Origin of the sequence: uncultured Nitratireductor sp. (genome assembly GCF_913053745.1) — a bacterium.
Classification (GTDB): Bacteria; Pseudomonadota; Alphaproteobacteria; order Rhizobiales; family Rhizobiaceae; genus Nitratireductor.
Genome location: NZ_CAJXGF010000002.1, coordinates 59,203 through 78,599, shown reverse-complemented (window position 1 = coordinate 78,599; position 19,397 = coordinate 59,203). Strand labels below are relative to the sequence as shown.

General features: G+C 62.4%; 19 protein-coding genes and 1 pseudogene. 11 read left to right on the top strand and 9 right to left on the bottom strand.

Annotated features, from left to right (window positions below; all coding sequences use genetic code 11):
• The 6 genes from QZ638_RS00995 to iolB all read left to right on the top strand — a co-directional run.
• Positions 1–614: MurR/RpiR family transcriptional regulator (locus QZ638_RS00995; protein ID WP_295805869.1), on the top strand; the 614-nt coding region annotated here is incomplete at its 5' end.
• A gap of 138 nt (positions 615–752) precedes the next feature.
• Entirely contained in the window at positions 753–2,669 is a 1,917-nt protein-coding gene (gene iolC / locus QZ638_RS00990) for a 5-dehydro-2-deoxygluconokinase (RefSeq protein ID WP_295805868.1), read from the top strand.
• Positions 2,666–4,492, top strand: coding sequence for a 3D-(3,5/4)-trihydroxycyclohexane-1,2-dione acylhydrolase (decyclizing) (gene iolD, locus QZ638_RS00985; RefSeq protein WP_295805866.1), 1,827 nt, complete (start codon positions 2,666–2,668; stop codon positions 4,490–4,492). Before iolC ends, iolD begins: the two co-directional genes overlap by 4 nt.
• A complete protein-coding gene (gene iolE / locus QZ638_RS00980) occupies positions 4,493–5,401 on the top strand; it encodes a myo-inosose-2 dehydratase (RefSeq protein WP_295805865.1) in 909 nt (302 codons plus the stop codon).
• The gene (locus QZ638_RS00975; protein WP_295805864.1) at positions 5,398–5,598 is read left to right on the top strand and encodes a DUF3329 domain-containing protein; all 201 of its coding nucleotides are present in this window, start codon (positions 5,398–5,400) and stop codon (positions 5,596–5,598) included. The genes iolE and QZ638_RS00975 overlap by 4 nt, the downstream gene beginning before the upstream one ends.
• 10 nt (positions 5,599–5,608) lie before the next feature.
• On the top strand, positions 5,609–6,418 hold the full coding sequence (gene iolB / locus QZ638_RS00970) for a 5-deoxy-glucuronate isomerase (protein WP_295805862.1): 810 nt from the start codon (positions 5,609–5,611) through the stop codon (positions 6,416–6,418).
• A gap of 24 nt (positions 6,419–6,442) precedes the next feature.
• Here the strand turns inward: iolB and QZ638_RS00965 are convergent, their stop codons facing one another.
• From QZ638_RS00965 to QZ638_RS00950, 4 genes are read right to left on the bottom strand one after another with little or no spacing between them, the layout of a single operon-like run.
• Positions 6,443–7,120: a CDP-alcohol phosphatidyltransferase family protein gene (locus tag QZ638_RS00965; RefSeq protein ID WP_295805861.1), complete on the bottom strand. Its 678-nt coding sequence runs from the start codon at positions 7,118–7,120 to the stop codon at positions 6,443–6,445.
• Positions 7,117–7,503, bottom strand: a complete 387-nt coding sequence (locus QZ638_RS00960) for a hypothetical protein (protein ID WP_295805859.1) — start codon at positions 7,501–7,503, stop codon at positions 7,117–7,119. The genes QZ638_RS00965 and QZ638_RS00960 overlap by 4 nt, the downstream gene beginning before the upstream one ends.
• A complete protein-coding gene (locus QZ638_RS00955) occupies positions 7,500–8,450 on the bottom strand; it encodes a phosphatidate cytidylyltransferase (RefSeq protein ID WP_295805857.1) in 951 nt (316 codons plus the stop codon). Before QZ638_RS00955 ends, QZ638_RS00960 begins: the two co-directional genes overlap by 4 nt.
• On the bottom strand, positions 8,450–9,088 hold the full coding sequence (locus QZ638_RS00950) for a lysophospholipid acyltransferase family protein (RefSeq protein ID WP_295805855.1): 639 nt from the start codon (positions 9,086–9,088) through the stop codon (positions 8,450–8,452). The genes QZ638_RS00955 and QZ638_RS00950 overlap by 1 nt, the downstream gene beginning before the upstream one ends.
• Positions 9,089–9,305: 217 nt before the next feature.
• On the opposite strand from QZ638_RS00950, the gene ugpB reads away from it, so the two are divergent.
• From ugpB to QZ638_RS00930, 4 genes are read left to right on the top strand one after another with little or no spacing between them, the layout of a single operon-like run.
• Entirely contained in the window at positions 9,306–10,628 is a 1,323-nt protein-coding gene (gene ugpB, locus QZ638_RS00945) for a sn-glycerol-3-phosphate ABC transporter substrate-binding protein UgpB (RefSeq protein WP_295805854.1), read from the top strand.
• Between the two features lie 59 nt (positions 10,629–10,687).
• Entirely contained in the window at positions 10,688–11,569 is an 882-nt protein-coding gene (ugpA, locus tag QZ638_RS00940) for a sn-glycerol-3-phosphate ABC transporter permease UgpA (RefSeq protein WP_295805852.1), read from the top strand.
• Positions 11,570–11,579: 10 nt separating this feature from the next.
• The gene (ugpE, locus tag QZ638_RS00935; RefSeq protein WP_295805849.1) at positions 11,580–12,416 is read left to right on the top strand and encodes a sn-glycerol-3-phosphate ABC transporter permease UgpE; all 837 of its coding nucleotides are present in this window, start codon (positions 11,580–11,582) and stop codon (positions 12,414–12,416) included.
• Between the two features lie 16 nt (positions 12,417–12,432).
• The gene (locus tag QZ638_RS00930) at positions 12,433–13,506 is read left to right on the top strand and encodes a sn-glycerol-3-phosphate import ATP-binding protein UgpC (RefSeq protein ID WP_295805847.1); all 1,074 of its coding nucleotides are present in this window, start codon (positions 12,433–12,435) and stop codon (positions 13,504–13,506) included.
• 4 nt (positions 13,507–13,510) lie between these two features.
• On the opposite strand, the gene QZ638_RS00925 is transcribed toward QZ638_RS00930, so the two are convergent.
• The 5 genes and pseudogenes from QZ638_RS00925 to QZ638_RS00905 form a co-directional block, all read right to left on the bottom strand.
• Positions 13,511–13,996 carry a hypothetical protein gene (locus QZ638_RS00925; protein WP_295805845.1) on the bottom strand — a complete coding sequence of 162 codons (486 nt, stop codon included), beginning with the start codon at positions 13,994–13,996 and terminating at the stop codon, positions 13,511–13,513.
• A 27-nt stretch (positions 13,997–14,023) separates the two neighbouring features.
• Positions 14,024–15,082: a D-TA family PLP-dependent enzyme gene (locus QZ638_RS00920; protein WP_295805871.1), complete on the bottom strand. Its 1,059-nt coding sequence runs from the start codon at positions 15,080–15,082 to the stop codon at positions 14,024–14,026.
• 105 nt (positions 15,083–15,187) lie between these two features.
• Positions 15,188–15,967 (bottom strand): annotated as a pseudogene (locus tag QZ638_RS00915) (MurR/RpiR family transcriptional regulator); the annotation flags it as partial.
• 2 nt (positions 15,968–15,969) lie between these two features.
• Positions 15,970–17,040, bottom strand: a complete 1,071-nt coding sequence (ugpC, locus tag QZ638_RS00910; RefSeq protein WP_295805843.1) for a sn-glycerol-3-phosphate ABC transporter ATP-binding protein UgpC — start codon at positions 17,038–17,040, stop codon at positions 15,970–15,972.
• Between the two features lie 12 nt (positions 17,041–17,052).
• Positions 17,053–17,811, bottom strand: coding sequence for an SDR family oxidoreductase (locus QZ638_RS00905; protein ID WP_295805842.1), 759 nt, complete (start codon positions 17,809–17,811; stop codon positions 17,053–17,055).
• A gap of 278 nt (positions 17,812–18,089) precedes the next feature.
• Between QZ638_RS00905 and QZ638_RS00900 the strand changes: the two genes are divergently transcribed.
• Positions 18,090–19,322: a sugar ABC transporter substrate-binding protein gene (locus tag QZ638_RS00900; protein ID WP_295805841.1), complete on the top strand. Its 1,233-nt coding sequence runs from the start codon at positions 18,090–18,092 to the stop codon at positions 19,320–19,322.
• The last annotated feature ends 75 nt before the right edge of the window (positions 19,323–19,397 follow it).

Genomic DNA, 19,397 nt, shown 5'->3' with positions numbered 1-19,397 from the left:
GCTTTTCCGGATTCTCCCAGATGCAACGCCTTTTTCGCGATTCCTATGCGCAAAACTGGCCGGACTACGCCACACGCCTGGAAAAACTACGCGAGAGCGGTGCAGGCAGCCCGTCAGCCCTGCTGGCGGAGTTTATCGAAGCGGGACGGCTGTCGCTCGAAAACCTCGCCAAGACGATCGACCCGGAGGTCCTGGACGCGGCCATCAGGACGCTTTCGGACGCCAACATGGTGCATATTGTCGGACTGCGCCGCGCGTTCTCCGTCGCCGCCTATTTCGCCTATGCATTCGAAAAGATGAATGTGCCGACGATGATCCACGACCATGTCGGTCGGCTGGACAACCGCCACGCCATCCGCAAGGGCGATGCCGTCATCGCCATCACTTTCGCGCCTTACACACCCGAAACCATCGAACTGGCCGAGGCCGCGCGCGCCACCGGTGCCGAGGTCGTGGCAATCACCGACGCGATCGCCAGCCCGCTCCGGCCCATCACCCCACTCATGCTGACCGTATCCGAAGCCGATTTCGGCGACTTCCGCTCGCTTTCCGCAACGCTCTCACTCGCAGTCGCGCTGGTGGTTGCGGTGGGCGCGAACACACGGCAAAAATAGAATTTCAATATTGATTTTGAGATAAAAATAGAACATATCTTCCATTATCGAATGTGACGGAAGGCCGAACTCGGCGCACCGTCGCCCCTGCCGTCCAACGGGAGCGTGACACAGCAGGAACGCACGGAGGAGACAGCGATGAAGTCCCTCGACCTCATCACCATCGGCCGGTCCTCGGTCGATCTTTACGGCGCGCAAGTCGGCGGGCGGCTGGAGGACATGGGTTCCTTCAACAAGTATATCGGCGGCTCGCCCACCAACATCGCCGCCGGTACGGCGCGGCTCGGCCTGAAATCGGCACTGATCACACGTGTCGGCGACGAGCATATGGGGCGTTTCATACGCGAAGAGCTGCAACGCGAGGGCGTGGACACGCGCGGCGTCGTCACCGATCCGGAACGCCTGACGGCGCTGGTGCTGCTCGGCATCCGCGACCAGGAGCAGTTTCCGCTGATCTTCTATCGCGAGAACTGCGCCGATATGGCGCTCGACGAGGACGATATCGACGCGGGTTTCATCGGCGAGGCGCGTTGCGTTTGCGCCACCGGCACCCATCTCTCCCATCCGCGCACCGAAGCCGCCGTTCTGAAGGCGCTGCGGCTGGCCCGCGATCATGGTGCGCTGACCGCGCTCGACATCGACTACCGACCGAACCTTTGGGGACTTGCCGGACATGGCGCCGGCGAAAGCCGTTTTATCGAATCCGAGCGTGTCACCGCCAAGCTTCAATCCACACTGCCGCTGTTCGATCTGATCGTCGGCACGGAAGAAGAGTTCCATATCGCCGGCGGGTCCACCGATACGCTCAAGGCCCTGAAAACCGTACGTACGCTCACGGATGCCGTCCTTGTGTGCAAACGCGGCCCGATGGGCGCGTCCGCCTTCACCGGCGCGATACCCGATTCGCTCGACGAGGGCGAGGCGGGCGAGGGGTTTCCCATTGAGGTGTTCAACGTTCTTGGCGCGGGCGACGGCTTCATGTCCGGCCTGCTGAAAGGCTGGCTTTCGGGCGAGAACTGGCCCACGGCGCTGAAATACGCAAATGCCTGTGGCGCCTTCGCCGTTTCACGCCATGGCTGCACACCGGCCTATCCCTCGTTCGACGAACTGAATTACTTTTTTCGCACTGGCGTCCGCGAGAAAGCGTTGCGCAAGGATGCCGCACTCGAACAGGTGCACTGGGCGACGACACGACATGGCGACTGGCCGGAAATGCGTGTTTTCGCTTTCGATCACCGCATGCAGCTCGAGGCCATGGCCGATGAGGCGGGCGTTTCCCACGAGCGCATTGGCGATTTCAAGACATTGTGCCTGGAAGCGGCCAAAACCGTGGCCGGCGGCCGCCACGGATACGGCATTCTGTGCGACGGTCGGCTTGGACGCGAGGCGCTTTACCGCGCATCGGGCTCGGGCCTGTGGATCGGCCGCCCGGTCGAGTGGCCGGGCTCGCGCCCGCTCACATTGGAACCGTCTATCGGACCCGACTATGGCGGGCTCGGCGAATGGCCGCTGGAAAATGTCGTCAAGGTTCTGTGTTTCTATCACCCGGACGACGCGGCTCCGATGAAAGCGGAGCAGGAAGCGACCGTTCAACGCCTTTTTGCCGCCAGCCGCCGCAACCGGCTTGAAATGCTGCTCGAGATCATCCCATCCAAAGTCGCGGCCTGCGACGACACCACCGCAGCCACGGTGATCGAACGCTTTTACGAGATCGGCGTCTATCCCGACTGGTGGAAGCTGGAACCGATGACGTCGCGCGCTGCCTGGAAGAATGCCTGCGACGCGATCGAGCGCAACGATCCGCACACGCGCGGTGTCGTGGTCCTGGGGCTCGACGCTCCGGCGAAGGAATTGGAAGACAGCTTCGCGGTTGCAGCCTCCTTCGATATGGTCAAGGGTTTCGCCGTTGGACGGACCATCTTCGCCGAAGCGGCGCGGCGCTGGCTTTCCGGTGCGATCGACGACCGGGTGGCCATAGCCGAAATGACGGAAAACTATGCAAATCTCTGCGCCGTCTGGGACCGGGCGCGGGCGCGAAAGGGAGAGGCGGCATGAGCACCATCCGGCTGACGGCGGCACAGGCGGCCATCCGCTATATCGCCGCCCAGAGAAACGAGGAGGGTGCCCCCTTCATCGCCGGCATGTGGGCGATCTTCGGGCATGGCAATGTCGCCGGCATCGGCGAGGCACTCCATGCCGAACGCGACAGCCTCCCCACATTTCGCGGCCACAATGAGCAGTCCATGGCCCATGCGGCCATCGCCTATGCCAAGCAACTTGGCCGCCGCCGCGCCATGGCCGTGACCTCATCCATCGGCCCCGGCGCAACCAATATGGTGACGGCGGCCGCCCTTGCGCATGTAAACCGTTTGCCCGTGCTTTTGATGCCCGGCGATGTGTTCGCCAATCGTGGCCCCGATCCGGTCTTGCAGCAGGTCGAGAATTTTACCGACGGCACGGTAAGCGCCAACGATTGTTTCCGTCCCGTCTCTCGCTATTTCGACCGTATCGCCCGGCCCGAACAGCTTCTCACAGCACTGCCGCGCGCCTTCCGCGTCATGACGGATCCGGCCGATTGCGGCCCCGTCACACTCGCTTTCTGCCAGGACGTGCAGGCGGAGGCTTACGACTGGCCGGAGCATTTTTTCGCCGAAAAGATCTGGCGCCGTCGCAGGCCTCGACCCGACGAGAACGAGTTGGCAGCCGCCATCGAAACCATCCGTGCGGCGAGCCGCCCAGTGATCGTCGCCGGCGGCGGCGTTCATTACGCCGATGCATGCGAGACACTGAAGGCATTTGCCGAAAAGCACGCCATCCCCGTGGTCGAGACACAGGCTGGCAAGTCGGCTCTTCCCTGGGATCACCCGCTTAATCTCGGTCCCGTGGGCGTCACCGGATCGGCCAGCGCCAATGCGGTTTGCGAAGACGCGGATCTGGTGTTCGGCGTTGGAACGCGGTTCCAGGATTTCACCACCGGTTCCTGGGCACTGTTCAAGAACAGGAACCGCCGCATTCTGGCACTGAACGTTCAACCCTACGATGGAACCAAGCACGACGCGCAGGCGCTTGTCGCCGATGCCGATATCGGCCTGAAGCTCCTGTCCGAGAAGCTCGGCGGCTGGAAGGTGGAAGCGCCCGACCCGACGCTGAAAGAGGACTGGTTCCAGGCCGCGGATGCCGTGACGGCCGCACCGAGCGCCGAGGACAACGCCCTTCCCACCGACATGCAGGTAATCGGTGCCGTGCAGCGCGCGGCACGCGAGGATACGGTGGTCATGTGCGCGGCCGGCACCATGCCGGGCGAGTTGCACAAGCTCTGGAAAGCCGGACGGCCAGGATCCTATCACATGGAATACGGCTATTCCTGCATGGGCTACGAAATCGCCGGAGGTCTCGGCATCAAGATGGCCGAGCCGGACCGGGACGTCGTCGTGATGCTGGGCGACGGCTCTTACATGATGATGAATTCCGAGCTCGCCACTGCCGTTTCGATGGGAGCGAAAATCACCGTCGTCATAACCGACAATCGCGGCTTCGGTTGCATCAATCGGCTGCAGATGGGCACGGGCGGCGCCGAGTTCAACAATCTGCTGGACCACACGCATCATGTGAACCCGTCGCATATCGACTTTGTGGCGCACGCCGCTTCCATGGGGGCCGAGGCGCGCAAAGCGGGTTCCATAGCGGAGCTTGAAACCGCGCTCGCCGAGGCGCGCGCGGCCAGGGGGCCGTTCGTTGTGGTGATCGACACTGATCCTTACCCCTCCACGGAGGCCGGCGGATACTGGTGGGATGTGGCGGTGCCCGAGGTTTCGGAGCGCCGAGAGGTCAACGCCGCGCGCACCGCCTATGAATCCGCTTTGAAAGAAAGAACCTGAATGATCCGCTTCGGCACAAATCCCATCGCCTGGTCGAACGACGACGACCAGACCATCGGCGCGCACATTCCACTGGAGCAGTGCCTTTCCGAAGCGGCGGCCATCGGCTTCGATGGCATCGAGAAGGGGCACAAGATGCCCTCGGACGGAGCGTCGCTTAAAGCGACACTCTCCGAACACGGCCTCGTCTTCGTTTCCGGCTGGCATTCCCTCAACCTGCTCGTCAACGACGTCGAGGCCGAGAAGAAGGCGATCCAGCCGCATCTCGACATGCTGAAGGCGAATGGCTGCGAGGTTTGCATCGTCTGTGAAACCTCCAATGCCGTGCATGGCGACGACACGGTTTCGCTTGCCGACCGCCCCCGCCTGGCGGATGAACGCTGGCCTGCGTTCTGCGCCGGCGTGGAAGCGATTGCCGACCATTGCGCATCTCAAGGCATCGCGCTGGTCTATCATTACCACATGGGGACCATCGTTGAAGATCGCGAGGAGATCGGCCGCCTCATGAACGGCACGGGACCGGCAACGCGTCTGCTGCTCGATACCGGCCATGCCTGGTTCGGCGGCTCCGATCCGGTGGAACTCGCCGAGACCTACGGCGACCGCGTTTCCCATTTTCACGCCAAGAATGTCCGCCCCGCCATTCGCAGTCAGGTGGAAGCAGAGCGGCTCTCCTTTCTTGAGGGCGTGCGGCGCGGCGTGTTCACGGTTCCGGGCGACCCCGAAGGCGGCCTCGCCTTCGAACCCGTGCTGACGACGCTGGCGCGAAAGGGCTATGACGGATGGCTGGTGATCGAGGCCGAGCAGGATCCGCTCAAGGCCGATCCCGTCGACTATCAATCCATGGGGCTGAAGGCGCTGCGGCGGGCGGCGCGTACCGCCGGCCTCGTCCGGGGCGGCCCGGCATGAAATTTCTCGACGCCGGCCACCCGTTCTTCCGGCCGCTCTGGCGGCGGGTGGCCGTTGTGACCGTCTGTCTTGGCTGGGGGCTGTTCGAATTCGCCTCCGGCGCGCCCTTCTGGGGCATCCTGTTCACCGCCGCCGGCGTTTACGCCGCTTGGTCGCTGCTTTACGCGTTCACGCCCGGCGATGCTGAAAACGAATGAGGTAAACGCCATGTCCGATCTTCTGGTAAGACCCGCCGGCGATACCGGCAAGGTGCATGACATCACACCACAATCGGCGGGCTGGAGCTATGTGGGATTCGGCCTCTACCGCCTGAAAACCGGCGAGATGGTCTCGGAGGCGACCGGCGCGCGCGAAGCGATCCTCGTTCTCGTCGAGGGCAGAGCGGAAATCTCCGGCGCGGGCAGGGATTTCGGCGAGATCGGCGAACGCATGAACGTGTTCGAGCGCCTGCCGCCGCACGCGGTCTACATTCCCGACGGCAGCGACTGGCAGGCCAGGGCAACGACCGATTGCACGCTCGCCGTCTGCACCGCGCCAGGCAAGGGCGGTCACGAGGCGCAGGTGATCGGCCCGGCCGGCATCGGTCTTGAGGAGCGCGGTAAGGGTGCGAACACACGCTTCATCCACAACATTGCCATGGAAGGGCGCGACGTCGCCGACAGTCTGCTCGTTACCGAGGTCTACACCCCGCAAGGCAACTGGTCGTCCTATCCGCCGCATCGGCACGACGAAGACGATTTTCCGAACATGACCTATCTGGAGGAAACCTATTATCACCGGCTCGATCCCGCCGACGGCTTCGGTATCCAGCGCGTCTACACCGACGACCTCCAGCTGAACGAGACCATGGCGGTCTCCGACGGTGACGTCGTCCTTGTGCCGAAGGGCCATCACCCCTGTGGTGCGCCGTACGGCTTCGAGATGTATTATCTCAACGTCATGGCCGGTCCCTTGCGCAAATGGCGTTTCGTGCCCGCTCCCGATCACGACTGGATATTCCAGCGCGATACGAAGTGAGAAGGCCGGGCCGGGCGCGAGGGGTCAGGGTTCGCTCTGGTGGTGCCGACTGACGGCCCCGGCCTGGCCGCGCAGCGCCTTGACCAACCGCACCGACCGACGCAACGCCGTCAACGCCGTGCCGAACGCCACGATCCACAACGCCACCGTCAACACATCGCCCCGACCATTCCACAACGGTTCGAACAGCGAGAGCGCCGCGGCGGCGGTGATCGCAGCCATTCGATGCGGTTTTGCCATGGGGCCGGAAAAGTCTGCCAACGCGCCACACGCCCGGCCGAGTTCGCGCACATAGGCTGTGAGAACGGCAAACCCTGCGGCCGCCCAGCCAAGCGCAGGCAGCCCCACTCCGTACCCCACGCCGACGAGAATCGCGATGTCGGCGACTCGGTCGGGAAACTCGTTCCAGAAGGCACCGTCGGGTGTGCCCTTGCCCGCCTCGACGGCCACCATGCCATCGAGCAGGTTGCACAGGAGACGGCACTGAACGAACAAGCCGCCGAGAGCGAGAAACACAAGCCGCGCCGCGCCGTCCGCCGCGCCGGCCTGCCAGAAGGCAAGGCCGGCAAATGCCGCAAAGCCCATGCTTGCCATCGATATCTGGTTCGGCGTAACGCCGGTCGCGGCAAGCCAACGCGTCAGGGTATGGGCCCAGCCGGTATTGCGGCTGGCCAGCGGGCGTCGATTTTCGGTCTCGCTCACGGTCGGACGCTCCATAAAGAGTAGGTGTAAAGGGCCGCATAAGAGGTGGCGACGGTCAATGGCAGGGTGACGGTCGCCAGAATTTCCGGTGTGCCGGCGGCCGCATGGATCGCAGTCAGCAGCGTCGCGGAAACGAGGCAGGCGATGAGCGGCGGCAGAACAAGCGCCCCCAACCCCGAGAAGCGTGCCGTCAGCCATTCCACCATGCGCTTCAGAAACAATGTGATGCAGGCGGACAGAAGTCCCTGGATCGCACCCGCCAGAAGCGGGCGCGGCATCGGATGGCTGCGATTGGCGAACACCGCCCAGGAACCCATGACAAGAAAGGCGAACGCCATGTGAACGGCGCTCTTTTTCGCCATGCGGGCGAGCATCGCTTTCATGTGAGCGACCACCAGTAGCGGACCAGATGGAAGAAGATGGGCGCCGAGAAAATCACCGAATCCAGCCGGTCGATGAAGCCGCCATGGCCGGCGATCAGATGTCCCCAGTCCTTCACCCCGCGATCGCGCTTGATGGCCGACATGACGAGCCCGCCGAAAAATCCCATGAGCACGATGACGAAGGACAGAAGGCCGGCCTGAACCGGCGTAAACGGCGTCATCCAGAAGAGACCGGCCCCCACCAGCGTGGCGCTGAGCGCACCGCCGATGAAACCCTCCACCGTCTTGGACGGCGAAAGCTTCGGCGCGATCGGGGTGCGTCCGAGGAGCTTGCCCCAGACATATTGCAGCACGTCGCTCGACTGCACGACAACGACGAGGAATGCGATCAACAGCAGGTTGCGGCCCTCATAGCCGGGAATTTGCAGCGTCAGAAGCGCCGGCACATGAGAAACGCAGAAAACGCAGATCATCAGTGCCCACTGCACTTCCGCGACCCGGACGAGGAACCGGTCCGTGTCGCCCCGCAGTGCCGACACGATGGGCATCAAGAGAAACGCATAGACCGGCACCAGGATTGAATAGAGTCCGTACCAGTCGATGTAGACAAGATAATACTGGAGCGGCAGAACGATGAAGAAGGCGGACGCGAGCGCCCAATGATCGCCGCGCCGCGTGTCCGTCAGGGTCACGAATTCGCGCAAGGCGGCGAAAGAAGCGAATCCGAAAAGAAGGATCGCGCCCATGCGGCCAAACAGCAACGCGACCCCCATCAGGATGATCATCACCCACCAGGCGTTCACCCGATCATTGAGGTTCTCGACAACGGTATTGGTCCCGTCGGGCGAAAGCCTCCGCTGGAGAAGATGCCCCACAAGCGAAGCGGCAACGAGCACGGCAGCAAGTCCGGCAAGCAGTTTCAGAAGATCGATCTGATGCCCGGTCATCACGCGTTGCCTTCTTCAGCCTTGGGTAGGGACAAGAGCGCATCGCGCGCCCGCGCCAAGAAGGCGTCTTTGGTCTCGTCGGCCTCAAGGCGCAGCGGAGCGCCGAAGGTGACCGTGCAGATCAGCGGCACCGGCACGATCTCGCCCTTGGGCATGACCCGATTCAGATTGTCGATCCAGACCGGCACGAGATCGACTGCCGGGCGTGCCGTGGCGAGATGGAATATCCCGCTCTTGAAAGGCAAAAGAGGGGCCTCCGTCTCGTTGCGCGTGCCCTCGGGAAATACGATGAGCGAGGCGCCGCCGTCCAGCGCATCCGCCATCTGCTCGATCGGATCGTCGATGCGCGTATCGCGGTTGCGATCAATAAGCACCGCGTTGAACACATCGCGCCCGATGAAGCGGCGGATCGGGGATTTCAGCCAATAGTCGGCGCCGGCCACGGGCCGGGTTTGCCGGCGCATGCGCGCAGGCAGAACCGTCCACAATAAAATGAAGTCGCCGTGGCTCACATGATTGGCGAAATAGATACGTTGCCTCGGAATCGGCTCGATGCCTTCCCAGACGGCCCGCACGGCCGTGATAAAGCGTGCGAACAGCGTTATCGCACCCGCCGCCACCCGCGCCATGATTGCCATCGTGCCCTCAAGCCTAGAAAAACGATTCGATCCCGGATGTTCTATAGGAGGCTCGCTCACAAGGCCAACCGGAGCGGGATATGAACGCGGCATGAAATTTCTATAACGCAGAAGGTATAGACAATGCGTTCTACAGATGCTGTCATCCAACCGTAACACAAGCCGATCAATAGAGACCGGTCCTAAACCGGCGATCGACGCTACAGGGAGATATGACATGAAAACTCGCTCAATGCTTTCCGCGGCCACAGCTCTGACCGTGGCCCTTCCGGCAATGGTCGGCATGGCACAGGCGCAAACCCAGGTCCAATTCTGGCATGCCTTCACCGGCCGGCTCGGCGAACTGCTGGAAAAGCAGGTTTCGGATTTCAATGCCAGCCAGGACGAGTATGAAGTCGTCGCCACGCTTAAGGGCAATTATTCCGAAGCCCTGAACGCCGGCATCGCCGCCTTCCGCGCCGGCGAGCAGCCGCATATCCTTCAGGTTTTCGAGGTCGGCACCGCAACGATGATGGCAGCCGAGGGCGCTATCAAGCCCGTTTACGAGGTGATGGCGGAAGCCGAGGCCGAATTCGATCCGAACGCCTATCTGGCGCCGGTGGCCGGTTATTACACCAACACCGATGGCGAGATGCTGTCGTTGCCCTACAATTCGTCGACGCCGGTTCTCTATATTAACAAGAACGCGCTGGAGGAGGCCGGTCTCGATCCCGAAACGAAGCCTGCCACTTGGCCGGAGGTTGAGGAAATTCTCGTCAAGCTCAAGGAAGCCGGCTCTGAATGCCCGCTCACCACGGCGTGGCAATCCTGGATTCATCTCGAGAATCTGAGCGCCTATCACAATGTGCCTTTCGCCACCGAGGCCAATGGCTTTGCCGGCACCAACACCGAGCTTGCTTTCAATGGCGAGCTACAGGTCAAGCACATCGACAAGATGGGCGCATGGGCAAAGGATGGCCTCTTCAGCTATTCGGGCCGCCGCAATGAGGGCGGCGCGCGCTTCCGCTCCGGCGAATGCGCAATGTTCACCGAATCGTCCGCCGGTTACGCCGGTGTGAAGGCCGAGGCCGACTTCCCCTTCACCGTGACGAATCTGCCTTACTGGGCGGATGCGGAAGGCGCGCCCTACAACACGATCATCGGCGGCGCTTCGCTGTGGGTGATGTCGGGGCATGAGGCGGAAGAATATGCCGGCGTTGCTGCGTTCCTGAACTACCTCTCCAGCGCTGAAGTGCAGGCCCAGTGGCATCAGGACACCGGCTATCTCCCGATCACCACCGCCGCCTACGAGCTGACCAAGGAGCAGGGCTTCTACGAGGAGAATCCGGGCACCGACATCGCCATCCTTCAGATGACCGGCAAGGCGCCGACAGACAATTCCAAGGGCATCCGTCTCGGCAATTTCGACCAGGTCCGTGCGATCATCGATGAGGAACTGGAAGCCGTGTGGCAGGGCCAGAAAGACGCCAAGGCGGCACTCGACGAGGCCGCGAGCCGTGGCAACGAATTGCTGCGCCGCTTCGAGCAGTCGACGCGTTAGTTGCATGAACTCCGCGGGGCCGGCCTAACGATGCCGGCTCCGCATCAATCGGTCGGCCCATGGAAAAACGCGTCACTTTCGACAATCGGTTGCTGCCCTATCTGCTGCTTACGCCACAGCTTGCAGTAACCATCGTCTTTTTCTTCTGGCCCGCCGGCCAGGCTCTTTACCAGTCGCTGCTCTTGCCCGATCCGTTCGGTCTGGGTGCGCGCTTCGTCTGGTTTTCCAATTTCGAGTATCTCTTCAACGACCGGTATTACCTCCAGTCGTTTTTCACGACAGCGATCTTCACCTTCTTCGTAACGCTCGTCTCGATGTCGGTGGCCCTGCTCTTCGCCGTGATGGCCGATCAGGTCATCAAGGGGGCGGGGGCCTACAAGACGCTGCTGATCTGGCCCTACGCTGTGGCTCCGGCGGTTGCCGGCGTCATGTGGCTCTTCATGTTCCAGCCCTCCATCGGCGTGATCGCCTTCTACATGAAGGCTGTCGGCATCGACTGGAACCCGGTCCTCGACGGCGGCCAGGCAATGACGCTCGTCATTCTCGCCGCCGCCTGGAAACAGATCAGCTACAATTTCCTCTTCTTCCTCGCCGGTCTCCAGGCGATCCCGAAGAGCCTGATCGAAGCCGCGGCTATCGACGGCGCGGGCAAATGGCATCGCTTCCGCACCATCGTTTTCCCGCTTCTATCGCCGACCACGTTCTTCCTGCTGGTGGTCAACATCGTCTATGCCTTCTTCGAGACCTTCGGCATCATTCACACCATGACGGCCGGCGGCCCCGGCCAGTCGACGACCATTCTCGTCTACAAGGTCTATTCGGACGGTTTCGTCGGGCAGGATCTCGGTTCATCCGCCGCCCAGTCCGTCGTGCTCATGGTTGTCGTGGGCATCCTGACCGTCATCCAGTTCCGCTATATCGAGCGGCGCGTGCATTACTGAGGGGCGGATCATGGTTGAAAAACAGGGTATCGGAACCGTTCTCATGCATGCAGTGCTGATCATTGGCATCGGCATCGTCTGCTTCCCGATCTATCTCACCTTTGTCGGCTCGACACTGACGCATTTCGAGATCATCCGCCCGCCAATGCCGCTGGTGCCGGGGCCGCACTTCATCGACAACTATACCGAGGCCCTGACCTCGGGCATCACAGCCCCGGTGGGGCGCATGCTGTTCAATTCCTTCGTCATGGCAATGGGCATCGCCGTCGGCAAAATCGCCATCTCGATCCTGTCGGCCTATGCCATCGTGTATTTCCGCTTCCCCTTTCGCATGTTCGCCTTCTGGGCGATCTTCATGACGCTGATGCTGCCGGTGGAAGTGCGCATCGTGCCGACCTATGAAGTGGTCGCTTCTCTCGGCATGCTGAATTCCTACACCGGCCTGATCCTGCCGCTGATCGCCTCCGCCACCGCCACTTTCCTGTTCCGCCAGTTCTTCATGACCGTGCCGGACGAATTGGTGGAGGCTGCGCGCGTGGACGGGGCGGGGCCGCTGCGCTTCTTCAAGGACATCCTGCTGCCGCTGTCGGTGACCAACATCGCGGCGTTGTTCGTGATCCTGTTCATTTACGGATGGAATCAATTTCTGTGGCCATTGCTCATCACCACCAGGCCGGAGATGAACACCATCGTGATGGGCCTGAAGCAGATGATGCCGACTGCCGACGATTACGGCAATTGGCCCGTGACGATGGCCGCCGCGACGCTGGCCGTTCTGCCGCCGGTGGCGGTGGTAATCTTCATGCAGCGCCTCTTCGTCAAGGGCCTCGTCGAGACAGAAAAATAGAAGGACCGAAATCGGCATGGCCACGATTTCCATACGCGACATCCGCAAATCCTACGGCAAGACCGAGGTCATCCACGGCGTCAGTCTAGACGTGGCCGACGGCGAATTCATCGTCATCGTCGGCCCCTCGGGCTGCGGCAAGTCCACGCTTCTAAGGATGGTGGCGGGGCTCGAGCGCATCTCCGGCGGCACGATCGATATCGGTGGCCGGGTGGTCAACGATCTGGAACCGCGCGAACGCGACATCGCCATGGTGTTCCAGAACTATGCGCTCTATCCGCATATGAGCGTGTTCGACAACATGGCCTATGGTCTGAAAATCGCCGGAAAGAGCAAGGACGAGATTCGCCAGCGCGTCGACCAGGCGGCCGCCATGCTGCAACTCGAGCCTTTTCTCGACCGCAAGCCGCGCGCACTTTCGGGCGGTCAGCGCCAGCGCGTCGCAATGGGCCGTGCGCTGGTGCGCAATCCGTCGGTGTTCCTGTTCGACGAGCCGCTGTCCAACCTCGACGCGAAGCTGCGCGTGCAGATGCGCCTCGAGATCAAGCAGATGCAGCGTTCGGTGGGCACCACCGCGCTTTACGTAACCCACGACCAGGTGGAGGCGATGACACTGGCCGACCGGCTGGTGGTGATGAACGCCGGCATTGCCGAGCAGATCGATACGCCGATGGCCGTCTATGAGCGTCCGGCAACGCGTTTTGTCGCCGGCTTTATCGGCTCGCCGGCAATGAACATTCTGAAGGGAAGCGTTTCGGGCTCGGACTTCGCGCTGGAAGGCGGCGGCAAGCTGGCGCTCGGCGTGGAGCCCGTGGAAACGGGACGGCCGCTTCTCTTCGGTGTGCGTCCGGAGCATTTGCAGGTCGCAACCGCCGAAAACGCAGCGCTGAGCCTGTCGGTCACGGCGGTGGAAACGCTCGGCGCCGACACGCTCGCCCACGGCACGCTTTCCGGCGCCAACGGCGCCGGCGGCGAGTTGATCGCCCGATTGCCCGGTAGCGCACAGATCGCACCCGGCGATACATTGCCGCTCACCATCCAGGACGGTATGACCCATCTTTTCGATGCGGAGACCGGCCAGCGCGTTTGAGCGTTCATCCGCCCAGCGGGTGAGGCATATAGCCGACGAAGCCCGTGATCTTCCAGCGTCCGTCGATCTTGGCGCAAAAATAGAGCGTTTGCCAGTTGAGCCGGTCGACGGTTCCGTCGGCCTTGGCGACACTCCCGTTGAACTTCTTGTGCAGGACCGCGCGGTCGCCATCGATGTCGATGTCGCGCATATTGGTCACGCGGAACATCGCATCGCGCAGCGGCTCGGCAAACTCGGTCGCCGCGGTCTCCTTGCCCTGGCGCAGCCACTCGTCGCGATAGGTTTTCACGTCGGGAAACTGCAGCCGCCAGGAATCCGCATCGTTGAGGAAATGCGCATGCATGCCGAAGAAGCGGTCCTCGGCGAAATCCCCTTCCACCATCGACCAGTCGCGCGAGAGAAACGCATCGATGTCGCGCCGCACCAGCATCTCCCATAGATAGTGACGGTCGGCATCGCCTTCGGGAAAGGGGTTCTTGTCGTAGGTCATAAGCTCCTCCGTCTTGATGCTTGGTCGTCAGGTCAGGCGGCCGCGCGCGGCGACCGGAACGGTTTCGGTCACCGTGCCGCCATCGGCCAGGTGCACCGCATCGAAGAGGTTCGAAACCGGGCAGACATGGTTCGGAACGATGCGCACTTTCTCGCCGATCCCGGGCTTTTTCGTCGAGCCCGACAGATCGACGATGCCGTGCTCCTCGCTGAGCGTGGCGATCACCGCATCGGGATATTCGACGATGTGCCCATGGCCTGGTACGGGCGCTATGTCGGCGGCTAGCGTCTTGGACCCGGCGTCGATGACGGCGCGGTTTTCCGTCGGACGGCTTACCACGGTCGCAAGCACGGTGAATGCGCAATCCTCAAGCGCGCCATGGCCGAACGCCACCTGCGTCCGGTCCGAATAGATATAGGTGCCGGGCCTGTGTTCCGTCGCGCATTTCACCGCGGCCGCCCCGTAGAAATCGGGCGATCCGCCATTGGATACAGTGTTGACCCCAAGTCCGCTTTCTTTCAGCGCCGCGATCGCCCCGTGCAGCCATTGACTTACCGCTTCCAACCTGCCGCGTGGCGGATAGGTCATCAGCCCCTCGAAGCGCAACCCCGGCGCCGCCTCGATCTTCTGGGCCAATGCCACGACTTCATCCGCCGTCTGTACGCCGCAGCGCCCCATGCCCGTGTCGCATTCGACAAGCACGGGCAGGGGGTTTTCGGGATCCGTGAAACGGTCGGCATAACCTGCCACCGTCACCGCACTGTCGGCGGTCACCGACAATCTGATGCGCCGATGCAGCGCCGAAAGCCGCTCGAGTTTGCCACTGCCCAAAATATTGTAAGGGATAAAGATGTCGGTAAGCCCGGCATCCGCCATCACCTCGGCCTCACCGACTTTCTGACAGGTGATGCCGACTGCACCCAGTTCGCATTGCAGCTTTGCGAACATCGGCAGTTTGTGCGTCTTGATGTGAGGTCGCAGCTTCAGGCCGTTGGCATCGGCGTAAGTCTGCGCGCGCACGAGATTGGCATCCACCTTGGCGCGGTCGATCACCACGGCCGGCGTCTCCAGATCGAGAATACGCAAGGGTGTCAGTCTCCAATGGGAAGATCGGGATTTCGGATGTTCTGGCTCGCGAGGCTTCTTGCCGAGCGTCAACGCGGTCGCCATCGCGATGATGTCGACGCTCGCCAGCAGCGCATAGCGCATCGAGGAAGGCTTGTAGAGATTGCCGTCTTCCTTGAACAACAGGGGCAGAAGTGCGTCACCCGCTTCGGCGAGCGGCGTATTGGGCGTCGTCACGACGAAGGCGCGCGCGCCATATTGCCGGGCGATCGTCACCGCATCCATGACCGACGCGGCCTGTCCCGAAACGGAGAAGCCGATCACCACCGCCTTTGGCTCCAGCACCGATGCGCTCATGCGCTGCATTTGCGGGTCGGTGTGTGCGGTGACATGCAGGCCTAGACGAAAAAGCCGGTTCTGCAACTCCACCGCAGCGAAGGACGAACTGCCGCCCGTGCCATAAACGAGAATCTGGCTTGCCCGGCTGATCTGGCGCGCCATCGTTTCCAGGTCGATATCGGCAAGCGCCATAGACATCAGGTCGAGCGCGGCATGCGCACCGGACGCCACCTTGGCAACAACCTGGCCGGAGAGCGGCAGATCCTCCACCGGCGCGCTCGGCTCACGCAGATAAGCCCCGCCGATAGCGAGCGCCTGGGCCAGATGAAAGCGCATCTCGCGCGTGCCGGGAAACCCGAGCGCACGCGCAAGCCGCGTGATGGTCGGCTCGCTCACGCCCGCCCGCTCGGCGATCTGCGCAATCGGCGCGTGCGCCGCAAAATGCGGATCGGCCAGAATGCTCTCCACCAGCCGGATTTCCGCGCCACGCCCACGGTCCAGCCGGTCCTGCAGCCGGGCGATGATATCGACCGTGCGTTCCGTGTCGTTGGGCGACCGCGCATCCATTCTCATGCCGCCTCGAGCCGTCGACCGTCGTCGTGGTCGAAGAGGTGCACGTGCTCGACCGGTACCGAAAGCCGCAATTCTTCGCCAGGCCGGGGCAATTCGCGGTCGCGCAGAACCACACGGACATCCTCGCCAGCGATCGTGCCGAACACATGGATTTCCGGCCCTGTCGGTTCGACCACTTCAACGTGAAGCACCAGCGGTCCCTGCGGGTCGCGCCGATAGGATTCGGGCCGGATACCGACGGTCACCGGCCGGCCTTCGCCTCGACCGGGAGCTATGGGCAACTTCGTTCCCTCGGAAAGCACCGCCACCGGCGCTCCATCGGCGGACGCCGTCTTCGCGTCCAGGAAACTCATGGCCGGCGAACCGATGAAACCGGCCACGAAGGTGTTCGCCGGGCGGTCGTAGAGCTCGAGCGGCGTGCCCACCTGTTCGATGTTGCCGCCGTTCATGACGACGATGCGGTCGGCCATGGTCATGGCTTCTATCTGATCGTGCGTCACATAGACGATGGTGGTGCCCAGCTTCTGGTGCAACGCCTTGATCTCGGTGCGCATCTGGATGCGCAGCTTGGCGTCGAGGTTGGACAGCGGTTCGTCGAACAGAAACACCTTCGGATCGCGCACGATAGCCCGGCCCATGGCGACGCGCTGGCGCTGGCCTCCGGAAAGCTGGCCCGGTTTGCGATCGAGATAGCCATCGAGGTTCAGGATTTCGGCCGCCCTGCGGATACGCCGTTCCGTCTCGTCCTTCGGTTCTCCGCGTACGCGCGGCCCGAAACTGATGTTATCGCGTACGCTCATATGCGGAAAAAGCGCATAAGACTGGAACACCATCGAAGTATCGCGCTTCTGCGGCGGAATATCGTTGGCGCGGGCGCCACCGATGATCAGGTCGCCTCCGGTGATGGGTTCCAACCCGGCGATCATCCGCAAAAGGGTAGACTTGCCGCAGCCCGAAGGCCCGACCAACACCACGAACTCGCCATCGTCGATTGCCAGAGACAGCTTTTCGATGACCATCAGCGTGCCATAGCGCTTGGAAATATCGGTCAGTTTCAAATCGGCCATGAAGGGCGCTCCTCAACCGGCTATCTGTTCGAGAAAGGGCAGGTTTCCGGCGGAGATCCCCGCATCCACGGGCAGCACGGTGCCAGTGATGCCGCTGGCGAGCGGCGAGGCCAGGAAGGCGGCGGCGCGTGCCACTTCATCGGGCTCCACCATGCGGCCAAGCGGGTAAAGTCGCCCGACCTTGCCCAATATTCCCGGGTCGCGCTCGATGCGATGATCCCAGGCCATGGTACGCACCGAGCCAGGCGTGATCGCATTGGCACGAATACCGTTCCGGCCCTCTTCGGTCGCAATGGCGCGCATCCATGCGATCAAGCCCGCCTTGGCCGCCGCATAGGCGGGGTTGCCGTAATGCGACAGGGCATTAATCGACGACACAAACACGAAGGCGGCGCCATTTTCATGATTCCGCATGGCGGGCAAAAACGCCTGAGAGAGCCGGGCCGCGCTGCGCAGATTCAGGTCGAGTTCGTGGGAAAGTGCATCGGGCGTCACATCGCGCAACGTTTCCGCGCGCGTCCAGCCGGCATTCGAAATCACGGCATCCGGGACGCCCTCTTCACAGATGCGCGCTGCGGCCGCCTCCATCGCGTCATCGTCGAGGAGATCGAAACGCTGCGCTTCCACGACACCGTCGAAAGACAGGTCGGCGTCTTCCAGATCGCAGGCCACCACGGCGGCGCCGAAGCCGGACAGGGTCTGCACCATGGCCCGTCCGATGCCGCCCGCCGCGCCCGTCACAACGATTTTGTGGCCACCAAGATCGATCATTGCGCTCCCATCCGTTGCTTCGGTTTGTCCATCGCATTCCTGCGTTCGCCCTGCTCCAGCGCGGGCGAATGGAGACCGGCCGATTTCCAAAGGTTTGCCGAAAAATCGTAATTTAGCAACATGAATGTGCGATTTCCCTTGCTTAAATCGAAATTCTGTAAAAAAATTACAAGAAAGGTCGCCACGCGCGCTGAAACGGCCGCCAAGAACATGCAAGGCGCGGAAAGCGTGCCACAGGTTTTCGAAACCGAACCCGAGAGAGGAACAGGGAGACAGGAATGAACAAGACCGCACTCAAGACCGCCGTCGCCGGCGTCGCGCTTCTGTCCATGATGGGCTGGGCGCAGGCCGAGACCGTGCGCGTCACCGTCGCCGAATACAGCTCCAAGACGGGCCCCTATTTCGAGGAAGCCGCAAAAGCGTTCGAAGAGGCCAATCCGGACGCCGACATCCAGATCGAGGTGGTGCCGTGGGATGTGCTCCTGCAGAAGCTGACCACCGACATTTCGGGCGGAGCCAATGCCGATCTGTCGATCATCGGCACGCGCTGGTTGATCGATTTCGTCGACCAGGGAATCGCCGCGCCACTGGACGATCACATGACGCAGGACTTCAAGGACCGCTTCTTCCCGGTTTTCCTCGAGCCTTCCGTGATGCAGGAGAAAACCTATGGCCTGCCCATCGCGGCCTCGGCTCGCGCCATGTACTACAACAAGGCGCTGTTCGAGCAGGCGGGTATCGAGGAAGTGCCCGACACCTGGGACGCACTCGCCGAGGCGGCGGAGAAAATCGGTGCACTCGGTGACGACATTGCCGGCTTCGGTCTGCAGGGTAAGGAGATCGAGACCGACGTCTACTTCTACTACGCCTTCTGGGCCTATGGCGGGCAACTCGTGGAAGAAGACGGCACCTCCGGCCTCGACACGGATGCGGGCTACAAGGCGGCGGAGATGTACAAGTCGCTGATCGACTCCGGCGCGACGCAGCCCGGCGTCACGTCATACAACCGCGAGGACGTCCAGAACCTGTTCAAGCAGGGCAAAGTCGGCATGATGATCACCGCGCCGTTCCTGTCCAACCAGATTAAGGAAGAAGCCCCGGATCTCGAATATGGCGTGGCCGCCATTCCGGCGGGCCCGGACGGCGATCGCGGCACCTATGGCGTAACCGATTCCATCATCATGTTCGAAAACTCCCAGAACAAGGAGTTGGCCTGGAAGTTTCTCGACCAGCTCTTCACCACCGAGTGGCGCGCCAAGTTCACTTCGGGCGAAGGCTTCCTGCCGGTCAATCCGGAAGTTGCCGAGCAGCCGGCCTTTGCCGACAACGCCGACCTGAAGGAATTCACCGCGCTCCTGCCGGATGCCCGTTTCGCCCCGGTCATCGCAGGCTGGGAGGAGATCGCCGCCACGACTTCCGATGCGGTTCAGACCATCTATCTCGGCAACGGCGAACCAAAGGCGACACTCGATGCAGCCGCCGAGGAGATCAACGGCATTCTCGGCAATTGATCCGAGCTTCGCGAACAGGCATGCGCGGTGCGAAATCGCGCATGCCGCTCCCAATGCCAATCCGGCAAGAAGCCG

Excerpts from the sequence above, each read along its gene's own strand:
- QZ638_RS00975 (WP_295805864.1), top strand. The coding sequence starts at position 5,398 with ATGAAATTTCTCGACGCCGGCCACCCGTTCTTCCGGCCGCTCTGGCGG.
- ugpB (WP_295805854.1), top strand. The coding sequence starts at position 9,306 with ATGAAAACTCGCTCAATGCTTTCCGCGGCCACAGCTCTGACCGTGGCC.
- QZ638_RS00900 (WP_295805841.1), top strand. The coding sequence starts at position 18,090 with ATGAACAAGACCGCACTCAAGACCGCCGTCGCCGGCGTCGCGCTTCTG.
- QZ638_RS00930 (WP_295805847.1), top strand. The coding sequence starts at position 12,433 with ATGGCCACGATTTCCATACGCGACATCCGCAAATCCTACGGCAAGACC.
- iolD (WP_295805866.1), top strand. The coding sequence starts at position 2,666 with ATGAGCACCATCCGGCTGACGGCGGCACAGGCGGCCATCCGCTATATC.
- QZ638_RS00955 (WP_295805857.1), bottom strand. The coding sequence starts at position 8,450 with ATGACCGGGCATCAGATCGATCTTCTGAAACTGCTTGCCGGACTTGCT.
- QZ638_RS00950 (WP_295805855.1), bottom strand. The coding sequence starts at position 9,088 with ATGGCAATCATGGCGCGGGTGGCGGCGGGTGCGATAACGCTGTTCGCA.
- iolC (WP_295805868.1), top strand. The coding sequence starts at position 753 with ATGAAGTCCCTCGACCTCATCACCATCGGCCGGTCCTCGGTCGATCTT.
- ugpC (WP_295805843.1), bottom strand. The coding sequence starts at position 17,040 with ATGGCCGATTTGAAACTGACCGATATTTCCAAGCGCTATGGCACGCTG.
- ugpA (WP_295805852.1), top strand. The coding sequence starts at position 10,688 with ATGGAAAAACGCGTCACTTTCGACAATCGGTTGCTGCCCTATCTGCTG.
- QZ638_RS00925 (WP_295805845.1), bottom strand. The coding sequence starts at position 13,996 with ATGACCTACGACAAGAACCCCTTTCCCGAAGGCGATGCCGACCGTCAC.
- iolE (WP_295805865.1), top strand. The coding sequence starts at position 4,493 with ATGATCCGCTTCGGCACAAATCCCATCGCCTGGTCGAACGACGACGAC.
- iolB (WP_295805862.1), top strand. The coding sequence starts at position 5,609 with ATGTCCGATCTTCTGGTAAGACCCGCCGGCGATACCGGCAAGGTGCAT.
- QZ638_RS00905 (WP_295805842.1), bottom strand. The coding sequence starts at position 17,811 with ATGATCGATCTTGGTGGCCACAAAATCGTTGTGACGGGCGCGGCGGGC.
- QZ638_RS00960 (WP_295805859.1), bottom strand. The coding sequence starts at position 7,503 with ATGAAAGCGATGCTCGCCCGCATGGCGAAAAAGAGCGCCGTTCACATG.
- ugpE (WP_295805849.1), top strand. The coding sequence starts at position 11,580 with ATGGTTGAAAAACAGGGTATCGGAACCGTTCTCATGCATGCAGTGCTG.